The sequence below is a fragment of the Shewanella xiamenensis genome (genome assembly GCF_024971755.1).
Lineage (GTDB): Bacteria > Pseudomonadota > Gammaproteobacteria > Enterobacterales > Shewanellaceae > Shewanella > Shewanella xiamenensis.
Genome location: NZ_CP079718.1, coordinates 1,440,849 through 1,458,265, shown reverse-complemented (window position 1 = coordinate 1,458,265; position 17,417 = coordinate 1,440,849). Strand labels below are relative to the sequence as shown.

Sequence of the window (17,417 nt, the reverse complement as noted above, 5' to 3'; positions counted from 1 at the left end):
TGGTTAGATTCCCCCCTACTAGTGACCATCGAAGAACAGATAGTTTAACCAGCCCTGCATCCGTAGCAGCACTTTGCGCATCACAGCGACATGGTGAAAATGTTCGCTATACACAGCCACTTGTCCCGCTACTCCAGCTGGGAATTGACGGCGTATCGCATCGTCTTCAATATCGATTAATACGATAACCCGCCCTGTTTGGAATAGCTGATTGGACGATTGCAGCGTGCCATTCATCTGGATCTCACCCTCTGCCATCGCAGGGAGTACCTTAGCGACGTTGCCCTTAAACACTTGTCCAGGCGCCGCATCTAATACCACTTCGGCCTCATCGCCCTCCTGTAAACGCAGCAGCGAATTTTGCCAGAATGCACCGGCAAAATACCGCTGTTCATCGGGGATAAAACTCATCACCGGCCGTAAAGGTAAGGGAACCGCCATCGCCCCTGGACGCAGCGCCATTTGGGTGACAATACCATCGGCGGGCGCCCGCACAACGGTTTGCTCGAGATTATACAGTGCACTTTCAAGATCACCCTGTAGTCCGGCAACTTTAGAATTTACCCCATCCACATTGGACTCATAGGCAAGACGTGCACGTAACTCTTCCGCTCGCGCCGCAGTAAGTTGTGCTTCAGAGGCTAAATACAATTGTTGTTTATTGTCTAATTCCAGCGCAGTAAAAGGCGAGTTCGCCCCACCTTTACGATGGCCTTGTTCATAACGATCATAGGCTGACTTATTGCGATCTCTATCTGCGGCAACTCTCGCCACATTTGCCTTAGCGGTTTCCAATGCAGCCTCAAGTTGTGGCACCTCTTGCTCCGCTGCTAACAACGCTGCTTTTTTAGTTTTAACAACAGCTTCATAGGGCGTTGGATCGATGCGAAACAGCACATCCCCTTGTTTAATCGGCGTATTAGGTTTGACATCAACAGAAGTCACTATGCCTTTGACAGCAGGCGTAATGGGAATAGTCACATAGTATTCCCGCGCAAAACGTGAATAGGGATGGTTGTAGTTCATTATCAGCAACAGCGCCCCGATAAGAATCACGCCTCCTAATACGGCGGTTGGCACTGTCCATTTGTTCATCGGGATCTTAAATACTTTAAAAATCACAATACAAAAGGAGGCATAGGTTAATATCAATAGTAAATCCATGTTATACCTCGGCTTTTGGGCTTACGACAGTGGAAGTTGCAGCAATGGTCTCAACGCTTGCTGTTGCCGGAGTGGGAATAGGCGCCGATTCAAGTTGCTCAAGCTTTGCCTGTAAGGCCATTACTGTTTCCCTTAGCGCTTTAACATCATCCTCCAATGCCTGCTCGCGCTTCATCACACTACTAAATCCCCAGCCTCGGTCCTCTCGATACAAGGTCGCCCAAATCCATAAAAAAGGCCAAATTGCATGTAACGTGAATAAACTTACCCAGCCCGCAATATGCAATGCATCCTGCTGGGGATGATTGCGCTTTTTCGCAATTTCATAGGGAATGTCGTGAATCGCAATCACGCCATAAAAAATCACCACAATGACAAAAAATAAAATGCCTAAGGCAAAATAGTCCAAAAACATGTTCAGCTCCCACTCCCTTCCCGATCTTAATTTCGGTAAAACCACCCATACCAAAATCGTGCTTTGTCAAGCCGTGTCGTTCAATTTGCGACACAATATAGATCTACACCAGAATGACAAATTCGCAACAAAACCATCCAAATAGCTTGATCAAAAACACAATAGTTTATTGCGATGCGACAAATGGCATCCAAGGAAAGGCTGTCACTAACGACAAGTCGCGTACGCCCAGATGTGTTGACGAACCAGATATGTTGACGAATGTGTATTAGCCCAGATGTATTGGCCCAGATGTGTTGACCAAGAAGTGAATTGATTGCCAAATGCAGCAAACAGCGGGAAAGGGATGCTTCAACGTCTAGGCCTTTAAATCTTGTATCGAGAAGGCGCTAGCGTGAGTGAGCAAAGCGTAATGCAAACAAAGGTTAAGTTTTTGCGGGAAGCAAATGTCAGCTTAGTTTTTTATGGGGTAACACCCGATGTTGAGGCGATCAAACCAAGGTTGGATACGATATGACAGCTCCCCCTGAGTATCAGCCCAAGAATACAACCGCCCAAACGTTTAATTTAAAAGGTGTTTTATTTCAAACGAGTTAGCATCGTTCTTGCCACTGACTCTCTACTAAATTGAACTCATAGTGGCTGTCGTGGGGGGCGATATTGGCCTTTAGCTTAAAGTTTTGGCCGCCTGCGGCAATCCAGCACTGAGAGAACCATTCGATAAGCGCGTTTGTCGCGATATGCCAAGGGTCAAGGTCCTCATCCTTTTCGATATATTCCTCTTCAAACTCATCGGGATAGACATGGTCTATGTCGAGCAAATTTGGATTGACTGGTGACGGGTATGCCGCCTTGCCATCGAGATAGATAAAATACTCGGTGTTATCTTTATCCATAAAAAATACCCGCACCGGGAATTGGGATGAAAAACGATCGACAAAAACTTCAAACGCCAGCGTGGCCACCTCTTGGGGATAATCATGCTCAATCAGTTGCTTAAGAATGGGCTGTAACTTATCGGTGAGCTTGGCTAAGTAGCCACCGACTTTTTCTGTAAACTCTTGCTCGAAACTCATCTCTATCCCTGCTTATCATGCTGTACAACACAAACGGCAAATATTACTCACACTAAAAACTTGCCATTAGAAACTGAAAAATAATCCATATCCACCAGCAAGTTAACATCGACTGTGATGATACCTAACTCTTTCCCCAACCAAAAGCCAACACTAAAATCTAAAGTCGCTTTATGGCGGATAAGAAGCGATGCCCCCATAAGCCGCTACATATAAATCAGCGATTACCAGCCCAATAGCTACTCATGGGCATTGACTGTGCGCCCCGCAGCCCATTGTCTTAGGGCATTAATCTTATCGCCCATCACTATGGATAAAGGTTTGGTTTTGGTCAGCTCTTCTAACAACATGTCTTGGTCGAGCGTTCGCGCTAAACTGCGGGCGCTGTACATGGCGGCGATCACCGCCTGCTCGATTTCAGCCCCCGAAAAACCTTGGCTATGGCGCGAAAGCTGGGCAAGATCGAGCCGAGTCACATCGATACCGCGGCGCTGGCAATGGATCAAGAAAATTGCTTTGCGTATGGCCTCATCGGGTAAATCGACAAAGAAGATTTCATCCATTCGCCCCTTACGCATCAGCTCGGGCGGCAGGGCTTGAATATCGTTAGCGGTGGCGACCACAAACACCTCAGACTTACGCTCCGCCATCCAAGTTAATAGTGTGCCAAGAATGCGGGTCGAAGTGCCCTCATCACTGCTACTGCCGCTTAAGCCTTTTTCAATTTCATCAATCCATAGAATACAGGGCGACATCATATCGGCCAACTCAAGGGCATTGCGCAGATTCTTCTCTGTTTCGCCTATGTATTTGTTATATAAGGCGCCCATATCGAGTCTGAGCAAGGGCCGCTGCCACACACCCGCCACCGCTTTGGCCGCAAGACTCTTGCCACTGCCCTGCACCCCGAGTAATAACACCCCCTTTGGCGCATCGGGTTGTACCGCAGCCTTGGCATCGGTGGTTACCTGCACCGCTGGTGCGCGCTGTTTTAACCATTTTTTGAGATTATGTAATCCGGCAATCTGCGAAAAATCACTGGTGTCGTACTCAAATTGCAATATGCCGTTGAGATCGAGCAACTGAAATTTGGCTTTGTTAATAAGGTCTACGTCCGAGTGAGTAATGGCGCCATCATCCACAATCGCTTTATGGATCAATCGTCTGGCATCATCTAAGGTCACACCGCGCAGGTTTTCCGCCAGTTTAATCACGGCTTTATCATCCACATTCAATGGCATGCCTTGGGTGCGCACTTTATCCACCTCAAGGTAAATCAGGTTCTCAAGCTGCGAGGTACTCGGCAGGGTAAGCTGAAAATAGGCGCAGTAACGCTTAATTTCCGGCGGGATCTCAAAAGCATGGCTGACCAGCACTAAGGTATGTTGCAAAGCATCGTATTCGAGGGCGATTTCTTTCAGCAGACGGACATTCTTTGGCGCATCAATCACAAAGGGATGAAAATCACAGAGCACATAAATCCCCTGCTGGGTCGTCGCTTTAATCTGCCCTAAGATATCGCTGGGTTCAGTATTAAATTTCTGTGCGGGCATCGGCTTATCAACCCGCGTAAGCCCTTGGGTAATACTCCAAGTAAATAGCGGCTGATAGAGTACATTCGCGATTCGCTTAAGCATGTCAACAACACGGTATTCCTCATAGGTTTCAATCACCACGATAGGTGTTTTAGAGCGTAGTACAGCGGTCAAATCGCGAATGTCTTGCATATCTTAAGTCCATAATCCGTTATGAAACCAAAAGTTAACATAAAACACCGCTACAAACAGGATTTTTACCACACCCAAGCACTAATCACTCTTAAATAGCTTGATCAAAAACACAGTTGTTAATTTCAGTCTCATGCTTTGCCGCCAATCGGGGTAGACTATGGCGTAAGAACGTCCCAAGGCGTCAATTATCCCAATATAAAAAGGTACCCACACCATGATAGGAACTCCTTACACCGAGGGCGCTCGACGCGCCATGTTGCTTGGCTGCGGTGAGCTAGGTAAAGAAGTCGCCATTGAGTTACAACGCTTAGGTGTTGAAGTGATTGGCGTCGATCGTTACCCCAATGCCCCTGCCATGCAAATAGCCCATCGCTCCCATGTGATCAATATGCTCGATGCCAAGGCCCTTCGCGCCGTTATTGAGCTAGAAAAACCCCACTTAGTGATCCCCGAGATTGAAGCCATTGCCACTCAAACCCTAGTTGAGATGGAGGCCGAAGGCCTCAATGTCGTGCCGACCGCGCGCGCAACTAAGCTCACTATGGATAGAGAAGGCATTCGCCGCCTCGCCGCTGAAACCTTAGGTTTACCGACGTCGCCCTATTTCTTCTGCGACACTGAAACCGAATTTAATCAAGCGATTAGCAAAATTGGCGTGCCCTGTGTGGTCAAACCCGTGATGAGTTCATCGGGCAAGGGCCAGAGTGTTATCCGTGATGTATCGCAAAGCGCCAAAGCTTGGCAATACGCCCAAGAAGGCGGCCGTGCGGGCGGTGGTCGCGTTATCGTTGAAGGCTTTATCCCCTTCGATTACGAAATCACCCTATTAACTATTAGTGCAGTCAACGGTATCCAATTCTGCGCGCCAATTGGCCACAGACAAGAAGACGGCGACTACCGCGAGTCATGGCAACCTCAAGCCATGTCGGCCGACGTGCTGGTAAAATCACAAGAAATCGCCAGCAAAGTGGTTGAAGCCCTCGGCGGTTACGGCTTATTTGGGGTCGAGCTGTTTGTGAAGGGCAGTGATGTGTATTTCTCTGAAGTCTCGCCTCGTCCGCACGATACCGGCTTAGTCACCTTAATTAGCCAAGATTTATCCGAGTTTGCACTGCATGTCAGGGCGATTCTTGGCCTGCCGATCCCGAATATCCACCAACATGGTCCCAGCGCCTCAGCAGTAGTATTGGTGGAAGGCAAATCGAAAAACATTCGCTATCAAGGTCTTGCCGATGCCTTGGCAGCAGAAAATACCCAACTGCGCCTATTCGCTAAGCCTGAAATCGATGGTCGCCGCCGTTTAGGGGTTGCCCTCGCCCGCGATAAAGATATCGAAAGCGCCGTTAATAAAGCGCTGGATAGTGCATCTAAGGTAAAAGTGATTTTCTAGGCTTGAATGCTTAACGACTTGTCACCGACAACTTAGTGTTCAGTACCGTGATCAGCACCGCGCCCAGCATTATTACTGGGCGCGTTATTCAGGTATCAAAGCCGATTTAACAGGTATATCTTATCCAGCTAAATTGATTTCGCGTCTAATGCAAAAGCCTGATGCAATCCAAGGTGGTTTTGAGGCATAGTAGCCCTCTATTTGGCACAATCCACGCTAGGCTTTTACTCTTATTCCATGGATTTACGCAGTCGTTATTCCACTCTCTTTCACTCTAAGCGCTTTCACTCTAGACGCTTTCAGTCCCAGCACTTTGAGCTCAATCGCTTTGAACCCAAGCGCTCAAAATCCTTGCAAGCGATACATCGCACCCTTTCCCTGTTACTGGCTTTATCTTTTGGCTTAGTGTCCCTTAGCGCCTGTCAACCTGCGAATCAAGACACATCGAGCATCAAAACAGACACCGCCGCCCCGCGTGAGTTAACCCAAGAGGTGTATGTTTGGCAGCGGCAATGGCGCGATGCCAATCAAAGCGCCTTGATCGAAAGCCAAAACACCTTTAATGGCGTTCGCATCCTAGCATTGCAAGCCCATCCCAAACCCAATGGCGCCGATATCTGGTTTGAAGTGCAGGTCAACCATACCTGGTTACAGGCCGATCCTCGCCCTAAAGTGGCGGTGATAAGATTAGATGGCCAACTAACGCGCCTAAATAATCGCGAAGCTTTCCAAAAAATCCTCGCGCTCATTCAAGACTGGCAGGCAAAGGGCACAAGGCTTGCGGGAATTGAAATCGACCACGATAGCGCCAGCAGTAAACTCGCGGCCTATAACGCTTTTTTACGCGAGTTAAAAAGCCAATTACCTCACTCGCTAAAACTCAGTATTACTTCATTGCCCGCTTGGATGAGCAGCTCGGAGTTTCCGGCGTTGTTTGACAATATCGATGAGCTGGTACTGCAAATTCACAGTGTCAGCGACCCACGTTTAGGTCTGTTCGACGCCACCCAAGGTTGGCAATGGGTCGAGCAGCTGTCACGGTTAGCTAAGGTGCCCTATCTCATCGCCCTGCCATCCTACGGCTCGGCGGTGTATAGCACAGCAGCGGGTTATCGGGTAGAGAGTGAAGTGCCGATGCAAATGCCTTTGGCAGACACGGTATCTTCACCGCATTTAGCGAGGCAGGAGCTAATGGCCGATCCACTGGTGTTGCAGTCCTTTGTAAAAAAACTGCATACCTTTGCCGACCCAAAGCTTAAGGGAATGATTTGGTTTCGATTGCCCCTCGAAGGCGATAAACGGGTTTGGCCACTCTCGACCCTGATTGCCGTCGCCCAGCAGCAACCGCTCGCAGCGCACATTGAGCTAGAAATATTAAGCCAGGCTAATACCGGGTCAGCCCAACATGAGGCGCCGGAAAGCCGCTTATTTCAACTGGTATTAGTCAATAAGGGCAATCTTGCGGGCAAGTTGCCGGGCCAGTTGTCCCTAGCGGCGCAGGCGTGCAGCGGGTATGATGCCCAAAACGGTTATCAAGCCAAATTAACCCAAGGAATATTAGTGTGGCAGTTACCGCAAGCCACCTCAACGGAGCGCGCAGCCGCACCAACCTCCACGCAGTTTGCGCCGAATTTAATCTCAGCGGTCGAGCTAAGCCCAAATGGACACAGAGTCATAGGCTGGGCACGTTGTGAGTCATTACATTTACAGGGAATTTATGCGCCATAAGTCAAATTCATTGCCAGCGAAGGCTATTCCACGCTGGAAAACCAAATTAAAACAAACCAGCCTGATTGGCTTAAGTCTCTTCTCCCCTGTGCTATTAGCCTGTGGCCCAGACTTCCCATTACAGTTGACTCAAGACAGGCAAAATAACCTACGTTATTTACCCCAAACCAGTTTTAGCCAGCAAATCAATGGGCTTGCTAAGCCGTTAGCTTGGCAATTTCAAGATGAGCCTGCGGCGCAGGAATACCTCTGGGATGAGGTGCATAGTCGCTATCTATCCCAGACTCGCGCCTATGAAAACAGCGAGTTATCCGAGGCTCAACTTGCGCAAGTTAATAGCCTGCGTGATGCGCAAAGCTTGGCAGAAGCCGAGCAAATCGCCGCGCAGTTAAAAGAGAGCTTAGCGCCTGCCTTAACCTGGTACAGCCTTGGCGCCATGGCGTTTGATGCCAAAGAGTACGATAAAGCCAGCGATTACTTAAAAAAAGTCATCGCCCTACCTGAGACTGAGCGCGCGGGTCGCAGCCTGTGGGCGCTGTATAGCTTGTCTCGTATCGAGCTAATTAAGAGCAAAACCGCCAGCGATAATAGCCACTTTGTCCAAGCTAATGCTTACTTGCAGCAGCTACAAACTGAGGTGACTCAGGGCGCCGCCGATCCGCTGCGCTTGAGTTTGGCAGGCCTTGGCGAGCAGGCTTATATTCTGCTGCATCAAGGCCAAGCTCAAATTGAAGTCACACGCGAGGAATATGAACCGCCAAAAATTGATGTGGCCTTAAATCCCGCGACGCTGGATAAGATTATCGAGCTGTATGCCACTCAATCGGCCGAGGGCGACAGCAGTGGCTATGATTCGTTATTGATGTTAAGCCGCACGCTAATGGCAAAAAATCTCTTAGAGTTAAAACCCTTATTGCAGCAGCCTAGCGTGCAGCAACTGCTTATCGCCTACTGGCAGAGCAGCGCCAATGACTTCGCCTTTGATGGACAGCTTACAGAAATGGGTCAACAGGTCGCTAAAACGCTGACAGTCTTCCCAACCGATGGCCTCATGCTGAGCCAAGGCGATAAGTTAGCCGCGATTTACTATCAGTTGGGCGACTATGCCAGTGCCGAGCGCCTCATTGCCCTCGCTAAACCCAGCGGCCTGACTTGGTGGCTCACGGCCAAATTAATGATGCAAAAGGGTGATCAAGCCCAAGCCGCTAAGGCCTATGCCGAAGCGGTGCGCCATTTCCCAACGGATATGAACGCTGCTACCGCAACTACCAGCCAACAGGATGCCCAGCAGCAGGCCATTGAAGCCGATGCAGAGCAAGCCACCTATTGCCGTATTCGCGCCGAGCAGGGCGTGCTATCCCTTGAACGGGGCGAATATGTCGATGCCCTAAACCAACTGTTCGCCAGTGGCGATGAGTATTGGCAGGATATCGCCTATGTGGCCGAGCGCGTGCTCACCACCGCCGAGCTTAAGCTGTTTATCGACGAGCATGTGCCGGTAATGAACTTCGAGTATCCCAAGGACAGCGATTGGTACGACAGTGTCGAGCCACTCAACAATCGCCTGCGTTACTTATTGGGTCGTCGCTTACTGCGTGAAGGCGCGATTGCCGAAGCGCCAGCTTATTTCAGTAATCCCACACTTAATGCCAATGTGCAGGTGTATGGCAAGGCACTGACCACAGCCAAGAGTAGCAAGGGTATTAAGAGCGCCCGCGCCTATTGGGCTGCCGCCGAACTCGCGCGTCATCAAGGCATGGAAATCTTAGGCTTTGAATTAGCGCCGGATTATTCGATTTACGCCGGAATGTTCGACTTAAGAGATTGGTATGCTGCGGATAAGCTCAGCGATAAAGAGCAGCAACGCATCAGCGCCAGCCAAGCAATTCCCGATAAACGTTTCCACTATCGCTACCAAGCTGCCGAGCTAGCAAGCAAGGCCGCCGATCTCGTGCCCCACAACAGCCAAGCCTATGCGGCGCTATTGTGCCAAGCCACAGGTTGGGTGTTATATCGCGATGATGAACTCGCCCAACGCTACTATAAAAAATACGTCGCCAACGGCCCCTTTGTGCCTTGGGCCGAGAATTTTGGTACGCAGTGTGAAACCCCAGACTTTGACCGCGCCGTCGAACGGGAGAAAGCCAACCAAATCGCCCAGTGGAATGCGATTTACCACAAACTGAAAAAGCCCGTGACCGTTAGTTTTGCCATCATAGCCGCCCTACTCGGCGCTTACGCGTGGCGCAGAAGAAAGCGTAAACAGTAAAAACACAAAGCGCCTTTCTTATAACCAAAGAAAGGCGCTGCTACTAAACGCTGAATCGCATAATTCACTGAATACATTGCCATAAAACATGCCATTCAGGCATAAAGCTTTTTACCCAAAGCAAGATTTCTGAAGAGTATACGGCGTTATACACATTGCCACTGTTTCCCCAGTGACACGCCAACCATTTGCTTAACAAGAAGCATCCATGGGGGTTCGACTAAAACATCCATGTTTAGAAGGCCACTATTGCAACAATGGCAATCTTAACGACCATAGAACTGTTTATTTGGCTAAAAGCTTCTTCCCTAAAACAAGATAAGTTTGTCGTCAGGTGTGTAGGATGAATTGTCATTGTTTCCCCAGTGACACGCCATAAACTCATCCCTGAGGGCTCGACGGCGGCATCCATGCCGCCAACGGTCACTGTTGCAACAATGGCAATCTTTACGACCATCGAACTGTTCATTTGGCTAAAAAGTTAATGCCCGAAAATGAGTTTTAAATACTATTATTAATCAATAAGTAATTCTAATACGAATAAGCCTCGCGATGAATGCGAGGCTCACAAACGACTGGATTTTTACCACTAAATCAGAATTATGGTATACAGCATCGTTTATATTTCTTACCACTCCCGCATGGGCAAGGTTCATTTCTTCCAACTTTTCTACCTTCTATCTGCGGCTGCTTACCAAAGGAAATTTTTCTTACGTCTTCTATGTGATGCTCTGGTGAAATAGGCTTCAGATCCGCAACTAACCTATCCATTTCATCTGATTGGTTCCATTTGCCTTCGTGGTATGAAGCAAATCGGAATTTATCTTTAGTTGGGCTAAAACAACATCCAACCCAAGATTCTGCTTTGCATGTGTATTTTCGCTTCTCACAATGTGTAACTAGTCTCTTGTAGGCAGTATCATTGTCATCTTCATTACAATGGACGGTTAAACCAGTTTTTTCCTCTAACAAGGGAAGAGATATATCATGGTGCTGATGGTCTTTTTTAAACTGAGTAATCATCTTTGAAATTGCTTCATTGAGTAGATCGATACTATTACCACTCATAGATAGAAGGTGTAATCCTAGCTTCTGAAGACAATAATCTGCCGAAAACTCAATATCGCCGATAATCCTTCCAATATGAGACTTTCTAGGACATGTGAGAAAACCTTCGGGAGTTTTTGGGCCATCATGACCATCTCTTCTGGCTAACATGGCCAATTCAAGATCTGTGGAAATATCATCCTCAAGAACAACTAGTGTCGGTTCTTCCTCAAAATATAAGTTTTGCTTGATGTAAGTTGAAAGAATTACTAGTTCATGATTAGAAAGGATTGAATCACCATAGTCACTCCGTTTAAGAAGGTAATCGAGAACCCAGAGGGGAGATGGTAGCATTTCCGTAATCATATCAACTAAAAACACATCCATTACATAAGGATGTTTTATTACATTGGTTGTTTGATATTTTAGAAAGTGTCGCGCTTGCGCAGCAAGAGCAGGGAAGTGGTCTGATACGATACAAACAGGAAATATCGTCTTGAAATCTGATTGAATATTAACTTCTTTGCCAGATTCATCTTTGAAAATATAACCTTCTTTTTGCAACAGTTTGCTACACAAGCTAGCTTGGTCATAAGCGTCTTGAATCGCTTTCTTAAAATCGTCTTCAAGCTGCTGGCTATTACCTTTACGAGCTTCAATCGTGAGCTTCTTGGACTTGGCTTGCACTACTATCGCGAAACGACCAAATGTAACTAAAACGTCAATTTCGCCAGCTTTGTCTTTACCATCGAAGATATCGATATTGGTTAAAACGTTCTCTCCGCCAAATACTAATGCTAGGCGTTCAGCGGTAAAATCCTCAGTAAAAGCACCTCTGTGTTTGCTTGCAATAGACTTGTAAGCTTTGTCTTCGTTAAACCAAAAGAATGGGCTTTCATAAAGAGCTTCCCATAAACTGTAGGCTTGAAAACTGACGAAGGTGTCGTCACCAATTTTTATTATAGGAAACGCATTCTTATGATTAAAATCATCCACAGATTTAAAGCATTGCATTCCTTCTTCGGGCTTGGCTGATAAAGCTGCGATCACAGCCACGACAACCTCTTCGCCTAAACCACTTCGTGTTAAAACTTCAGAGATAGTAAAAATGAACATAGGGAGGTGGTATGGCAATGGCCAGCTTTTCGCTGAAGAGGCTAACTGATTAGCTTTTTCTAGTTGAATTTGTTCAATAGCCGAAATAACATCAACTGCTTGAGAGATTTTGAACCCTTTGTTTGCCTCAACCCAATCCTCATCAAGAGAATATCTACGCTTGGCTAAATCTCTATATTGATGTTTAAAAACCCCATCCCCTCCGTAAAAAATAGCTTCTCGCATAAAGTGATTTTTATCACTATTTGGAGCTAGTTCTCGCATGAACTCACCAAAATTAGGCATATCATCACCATCCTTGGTACCAAACTTTTCGGACAAGGCTGCAAAGTCTAGTGGTGGATAAAAGCTATTATGTAATTCATCGAGAAGATGCCAGACATGTTCCGCTCTTTCCTTTAATTCACCTAAGCTCAATTGCTTATCTCTGAATCCGCTTTTACACGCTAAACCAATGAGTGTTGAAAGCTCAGTCCTGGATAAGCGAGTTCTATCAAATGCCTGCGCGAAGGCTTCAGGGTCCAACTTTTCACCAGAAAAATGAATAAAAGTGTCTTTCCAACAGAAAAAAGCTATAACTTCCCAGAAACCTTCTTGGGCAGCAATTACCTCTAGTTCATCAAAAATTTCTTGCTCTGTTCTCATAGTGTTCTGTGATGTGTATGGTTACTTATACTCAAATTAACACATACTGAAGCATATCAATTAGAAGAAGGCCTTGTTTTTCATTAGTTATTTAATCAATAGCCACGGGATTACAGCAATTATACAGACTCGTTTCTGTCCCAAAGCATGCTTCGTATTTCTTTAAAACTTACAGACTACGCCAATGCTAAACAGGTGAGCTATGGTAGTTTGCGAGACGACCGTCCGCCCCATGGCCGCTCTTTGGCATCCATGCCACCGCGGCATTCGTGAATCCATTCACATCAGACGGGGCGGTCGAGCATCCACGGACGGACTCGCTGCGTGTCGGTAAGCGAATGCCATGGCTCACCTATAACTCAGCACTTAAATATCGTCTCCCCCAAATTTTATGCCGTTAAGGGAACTATCCAACACATTTTTCCCCCTCTTCAATTCCAACGGCATCTCTTTGGAATGAAAACGTTTCCTACAGGAACAAGCTACCCCATAAGCCTTAGGGATTCACCCAATTAACTCGCTCGCCAGCTAAATAAGCGCTGAGATTTGCCGTCGCGATATTGAGCAGGTTCTGCCGCGCCTCTTTGGTCGCCCAAGCATTGTGGGGGCTGATACTGATATTGGGCGCAGTTAGTAGCGGATTATCGGCACTCGGTGGTTCGGTTGAGAGAACATCGACGCCAGCAAAAACTTTGCCCTGCGTTAATGCGGCCGCAAGCGCGGCCTCATCGATTAAGCCGCCGCGCGCGGTGTTGATCAGTAGCACCTGCGGCTTCATTAATTCGAGGGTTTGGGCATTAATTAGCTCGGTTGTTTCAGGAGTGAGAGGACAATGGAGGGAGAGAATATCGGACTCTTTAAATACCGTATCACGGGATGTCCAACTTACGCCTTGAGGTAAATCGCTAGGTTCGGTGCGGGTATTGACTAATACCTTCATGCCAAAGGCTAAAGCGAGTTTAGCGACCTGCTGGCCAATATCCCCATAACCAATCAAGCCTAAGGTTTTGCCTTTGAGGGATTGCAGCGGCATTAAGGTAAAACAAAAGTCACTGCAATTGCTCCACTGCCCTGCGGCAACAGCTTGATGGTGCGCCGCAACGGCTTGCGTGTGATGCAAAATATGGGCAAACACCATTTGCGCGACGGCATCGGGGCCATAGGCGGGTACGTTGGTGACCACTATGCCTAACTCTTTTGCGGCGGCGAGATCCACCACGTTAGTGCCCGTGGCGAGCACGCCGATATATTTAAGCTTAGACAATTGGGCTAAGGTGTTGGCATCGAGGGGGGTCTTGTTGGTGAGCACAATCTCGGCATCCTGAGCACGGGGGATAATCTCCGCCGAGGGCGTGCGGGCAAAACAGCTAAAATCGCCCAATTCGCTGATAGCCTGCCAACTTAGGTCCCCAGGATTTAAGGTTTCACCATCGAGTACGACTATTTTCATCTTTACCTCTTAACTGCGTTTGCACCTTGCCCGAAAGCTGAGAAATTAAAAACTGAGTTTGACCCCAATATTGGCTTGCACTTGCCACATGACATCCGATGTGACATGCCATAGGCATTGGTCTTCATTACAAAAAAGTGAGCTGTCACTGTCGATAAAGGTGGCGTAGCCACGCAGATCCGCAAACAGGGCGAAGTTTTGCGTCATGCGGTATTCGGCGCCACCACCAATGCCCATGGAGAAACGGGTTTCCGTTGACCAATCATCGGGCATCATCCGAGTCACCCCGGCACTGGCGGTAATGTAGGGCTGAAAATCGCCACTTGGGAAAAATAAGGTACCGCCAAGGTGGATATAGTCCACGTCTAAGGAGGCAACTAAGTCAGGGGTAAACAGGCCACCGCTTTTCAGCTCGGAAGATTGGCGACTGTAGAGCAGGTAAATATTGCCGGGATCGTTAGTGCCAATCCCTAACATGATGCCGTAATGGCTCGCCTCTTCGATACCCACACTCTGCTTATTATCGGTTTCAGCCTTGTTAGCATCGAGTTCATTGATATCGAACGAGCTACCACCAAAGCTATAACCACCGTAGGGGGCGACAAACAGCTCGGGTTCGGCATAGGTTGGTAATGCGAGAGCGAGCGGCAACAAACCAGCAATCACAGTTAATCGGTTAACGTGTTTCATCTTAATCCCTTATCTGTCGTTATTATTCCTTGCGTCGACAACGTTAACCGAAGCGTTAGCGCATGCCGCGCTCCGATTTCACCCTGTCGTACGCAGCTTGGATGTCCTGCGCTTTACGATTGGCAATTTCCATCATCTCGGGTGGTAATCCCTTAGCGATTAACTTATCGGGATGGTGTTCATTCATCAACTTGCGATAAGCCCGTTTCACCTCTTGATCCGTCGCCTCGGCATTAATGCCGAGCAAATGATAGGCGTCGGTAATCGAGGTTTTATTTCCATTAGAAGTCTGGTGGAAACGGTATTCCGCTTGCCAACGTTTAAGTAATTCATCGAGTTGCCCACGACCATAACCTAACTCTTGGGCCACAGTCATCAGGATTGCATGCTCAGCGGGATCGAGCTCACCGTCCGATAAGGCTGTTTGAATTTGGATCTCGATAAACATTTGCACCAGTTCTTGGCGACCTTGGGTCACGGCGCGAAAGGCTTGCAGACTGCTACGTAGGTCAAAGTCTGGCTCTTTACCCTCACGGAACGCCTGCTGCGCCTCTTTACGGGCTTCACCCGTTAAGCGCATCTGGTCCATCAACATAGTCGCGATACGAATATCGGTCTCAGTCACTCGACCCGACGCCTTGGCCACATGGCCCATCACGGCGAAGGTGGTGTTAAAGAATATCCCCTGTCGATTCTTGGCTTGACCTAAGATCTGACTAAAACTGGCGCCACCACCAGCGCGCTTGTCGTAGAGATGCCCAAGCCATAAGCCCAGTAGCGCACCGAAAATACGGCCAAACATAAACCCGATAACAAATCCAAAAAACTTACCCCAAAGGCGCATCTTAATTCCCAATTTGATAATTTATTCAGTCACTCAATCGACATTGCGAGTGAAACCGTTCACTCAGGGCGCTAAACGTTAGTCGATATGCCATTACGCTAGCGCTGACTCCAATGCTTGCAGACGCGCAATCGTCCCAACATCGCACCAGAGTCCATTAAAGTGTGCTCCGGTGATCAGGCCATCGGCCATTTTAGCCCGCAGCAAAGGCCCAAGGGCAAAGGCACCATCCGGCGTGCCGTCAAATAATGATGGGCGATATAAGCCCATGCCAGAGAAAGTGTATTTTTGCTCACCCTGTTCACGTACTTGGCCCTGTTCCAAGGCAAAGTCGCCGTTAGGATGTTGCTCGGGATTCGGCACCAACCACAAATGCGCTAGAGCTGTATCCGCTAAGGGGACAATCGTCGGCAAGGCATCGATAAACACATCACCATTGAGCACTAAAAACGGCGCATCCGAGTCTTCATCCGTCATCAGCAGAGGCATGGCTTGTTTAATTCCGCCACCGGTCTCGAGTGCCGATGCTTCGGCGCTATATTGGATCTTGACCCCAAAGTCGTGACCATCGCCTAAGGTTTCGACCAGCTTATGCCCAAGCCAAGCGTGATTTATCACGATATCCACGATACCCGCCGCCGCTAACTTCTCGATATGGTACACAATCAGCGGCTTACCTAACACTGGTACTAGGGGTTTTGGTAAAGAGTCAGTCAATGGGCGTAAACGCTCTCCCCTGCCTGCCGCCAGGATCATCGCCTTCATTGCTTGTCTCCATTCTGAGTATCCTTTTCATTGGCCGCAAACGCAGGCACAACGCGCGATTGCACCCAAGCGGAAAACGGTGCCAACTCAGGATAAAGGCTGGCAATATCCACAATGTAGGACAAGGTTAACGGAATATCGGCCATATAGGCGGGCTTGTTATCACGATAGTGTAAACGGGCAAAAATCCCCGCGGCCTTGATATGGCGCTGCAGCCCCATTAAATCAAACCAAGTTTGGTACTGGGTAAAGGATGTCTGCGCTGGGATTTGCCCTAACTCAAGCACTTGCTGATAATGCTGCTGCATTAATTCCAGCACCATGGTTTGCGGCCAACGGATATAGCAATCCCGCAGTAAAGACACAGCGTCATAGGTCACAGGGCCTAACACCGCATCTTGGAAATCAATCACGCACAGCTCGCCCTCTTTTAGCATCAAGTTACGGCTGTGGAAATCCCGGTGCATCCCCACCTTTGGCTGAGCGAGGGCATTTTCCACTAATAGGTCAAAGCTTTCTTCTATAAGCGAGCGTTCCACATGGCTAAGTTCGAGCTGTAAATGCCTCTCTAACAGCCACTCAGTAAAGATCCCCAGCTCGCGACGCACAAACGCCTCATCATATAAAGGCAAGGGCTGCGTGTTGCCTGTGACAGGATCAAAGCTCTCAACCACTGAGGCGACTTGAGGCAATAATGCCAATGCGCGGCGGTAATAATCGGCGACATTATCGTCCGTAAGTACAGACAATAACTGGGTATCCCCCAGATCGCTCAGAAGCATAAAACCTTGCTCGGCATCGGAAGTAATCACTTTTGGAACTGTCAGTCCCGCCGCCGCATAGCCACTGGCGAGGGCGATAAAAGGCGCGATAGGCACTAAGGCGGGCGGAGAATCGGCGACAATATAGCTAGCATCACGCGCAACGACGCGGAAATAGCGTCTAAAACTAGCATCACCCGAAATCAATATCGGGGTCACATCATAGGAAAAATAACGGTTCAGCCACTGATTAAGGGAAATAAATCTCGGATCGGATAAAGTCATTTCATGGCTCTTATAGAAAAATTGCTTTATTATAGCTGGCAT

At 48.1% G+C, this 17,417-nt stretch carries 15 protein-coding genes; 3 read left to right on the top strand and 12 right to left on the bottom strand.

From position 1 onward, the window contains the following. Positions 1–18: 18 nt before the first annotated feature. From KXJ80_RS07540 to KXJ80_RS07520, 5 genes are all read right to left on the bottom strand, one after another. A complete protein-coding gene (locus tag KXJ80_RS07540; RefSeq protein ID WP_218738079.1) occupies positions 19–1,164 on the bottom strand; it encodes an HlyD family secretion protein in 1,146 nt (381 codons plus the stop codon). A 1-nt stretch (position 1,165) separates the two neighbouring features. Next, positions 1,166–1,579, bottom strand: a complete 414-nt coding sequence (locus KXJ80_RS07535) for a DUF3302 domain-containing protein (RefSeq protein ID WP_226770068.1) — start codon at positions 1,577–1,579, stop codon at positions 1,166–1,168. Between the two features lie 593 nt (positions 1,580–2,172). Beyond that, a complete protein-coding gene (locus KXJ80_RS07530; RefSeq protein WP_218738078.1) occupies positions 2,173–2,655 on the bottom strand; it encodes a hypothetical protein in 483 nt (160 codons plus the stop codon). A gap of 47 nt (positions 2,656–2,702) precedes the next feature. Next, on the bottom strand, positions 2,703–2,855 hold the full coding sequence (locus KXJ80_RS07525; RefSeq protein ID WP_218738077.1) for a hypothetical protein: 153 nt from the start codon (positions 2,853–2,855) through the stop codon (positions 2,703–2,705). A gap of 39 nt (positions 2,856–2,894) precedes the next feature. After that, a complete protein-coding gene (locus KXJ80_RS07520) occupies positions 2,895–4,382 on the bottom strand; it encodes an AAA family ATPase (protein ID WP_037421380.1) in 1,488 nt (495 codons plus the stop codon). Positions 4,383–4,599: 217 nt separating this feature from the next. Between KXJ80_RS07520 and purT the strand changes: the two genes are divergently transcribed. The 3 genes from purT to KXJ80_RS07505 all read left to right on the top strand — a co-directional run bounded on the left by purT (position 4,600) and on the right by KXJ80_RS07505 (position 9,772). Further along, on the top strand, positions 4,600–5,775 hold the full coding sequence (gene purT, locus KXJ80_RS07515) for a formate-dependent phosphoribosylglycinamide formyltransferase (protein ID WP_099457603.1): 1,176 nt from the start codon (positions 4,600–4,602) through the stop codon (positions 5,773–5,775). Positions 5,776–6,012: 237 nt separating this feature from the next. After that, entirely contained in the window at positions 6,013–7,503 is a 1,491-nt protein-coding gene (locus KXJ80_RS07510; protein ID WP_218738607.1) for a DUF3142 domain-containing protein, read from the top strand. Then, positions 7,493–9,772: a hypothetical protein gene (locus tag KXJ80_RS07505; RefSeq protein ID WP_259474647.1), complete on the top strand. Its 2,280-nt coding sequence runs from the start codon at positions 7,493–7,495 to the stop codon at positions 9,770–9,772. Before KXJ80_RS07510 ends, KXJ80_RS07505 begins: the two co-directional genes overlap by 11 nt. Before the next feature lie 235 nt (positions 9,773–10,007). Here the strand turns inward: KXJ80_RS07505 and KXJ80_RS07500 are convergent, their stop codons facing one another. The 7 genes from KXJ80_RS07500 to KXJ80_RS07470 all read right to left on the bottom strand — a co-directional run bounded on the left by KXJ80_RS07500 (position 10,008) and on the right by KXJ80_RS07470 (position 17,417). Continuing rightward, the gene (locus KXJ80_RS07500) at positions 10,008–10,229 is read right to left on the bottom strand and encodes a hypothetical protein (protein WP_256931065.1); all 222 of its coding nucleotides are present in this window, start codon (positions 10,227–10,229) and stop codon (positions 10,008–10,010) included. Between the two features lie 143 nt (positions 10,230–10,372). Continuing rightward, positions 10,373–12,580 carry an SEC-C metal-binding domain-containing protein gene (locus tag KXJ80_RS07495; protein WP_218738074.1) on the bottom strand — a complete coding sequence of 736 codons (2,208 nt, stop codon included), beginning with the start codon at positions 12,578–12,580 and terminating at the stop codon, positions 10,373–10,375. Between the two features lie 496 nt (positions 12,581–13,076). Further along, positions 13,077–14,030 (bottom strand): D-2-hydroxyacid dehydrogenase, encoded by a 954-nt coding sequence (locus KXJ80_RS07490; RefSeq protein ID WP_218738073.1) that lies wholly within the window; start codon positions 14,028–14,030, stop codon positions 13,077–13,079. A 45-nt stretch (positions 14,031–14,075) separates the two neighbouring features. Further along, on the bottom strand, positions 14,076–14,720 hold the full coding sequence (locus tag KXJ80_RS07485) for an outer membrane beta-barrel protein (protein ID WP_218738072.1): 645 nt from the start codon (positions 14,718–14,720) through the stop codon (positions 14,076–14,078). A gap of 55 nt (positions 14,721–14,775) precedes the next feature. Then, the gene (gene djlA, locus KXJ80_RS07480) at positions 14,776–15,564 is read right to left on the bottom strand and encodes a co-chaperone DjlA (protein WP_011621706.1); all 789 of its coding nucleotides are present in this window, start codon (positions 15,562–15,564) and stop codon (positions 14,776–14,778) included. Positions 15,565–15,657: 93 nt separating this feature from the next. Further along, entirely contained in the window at positions 15,658–16,329 is a 672-nt protein-coding gene (gene murU / locus KXJ80_RS07475) for an N-acetylmuramate alpha-1-phosphate uridylyltransferase MurU (RefSeq protein WP_218738071.1), read from the bottom strand. Beyond that, entirely contained in the window at positions 16,326–17,417 is a 1,092-nt protein-coding gene (locus KXJ80_RS07470; RefSeq protein ID WP_099457592.1) for an aminoglycoside phosphotransferase family protein, read from the bottom strand. Before KXJ80_RS07470 ends, murU begins: the two co-directional genes overlap by 4 nt.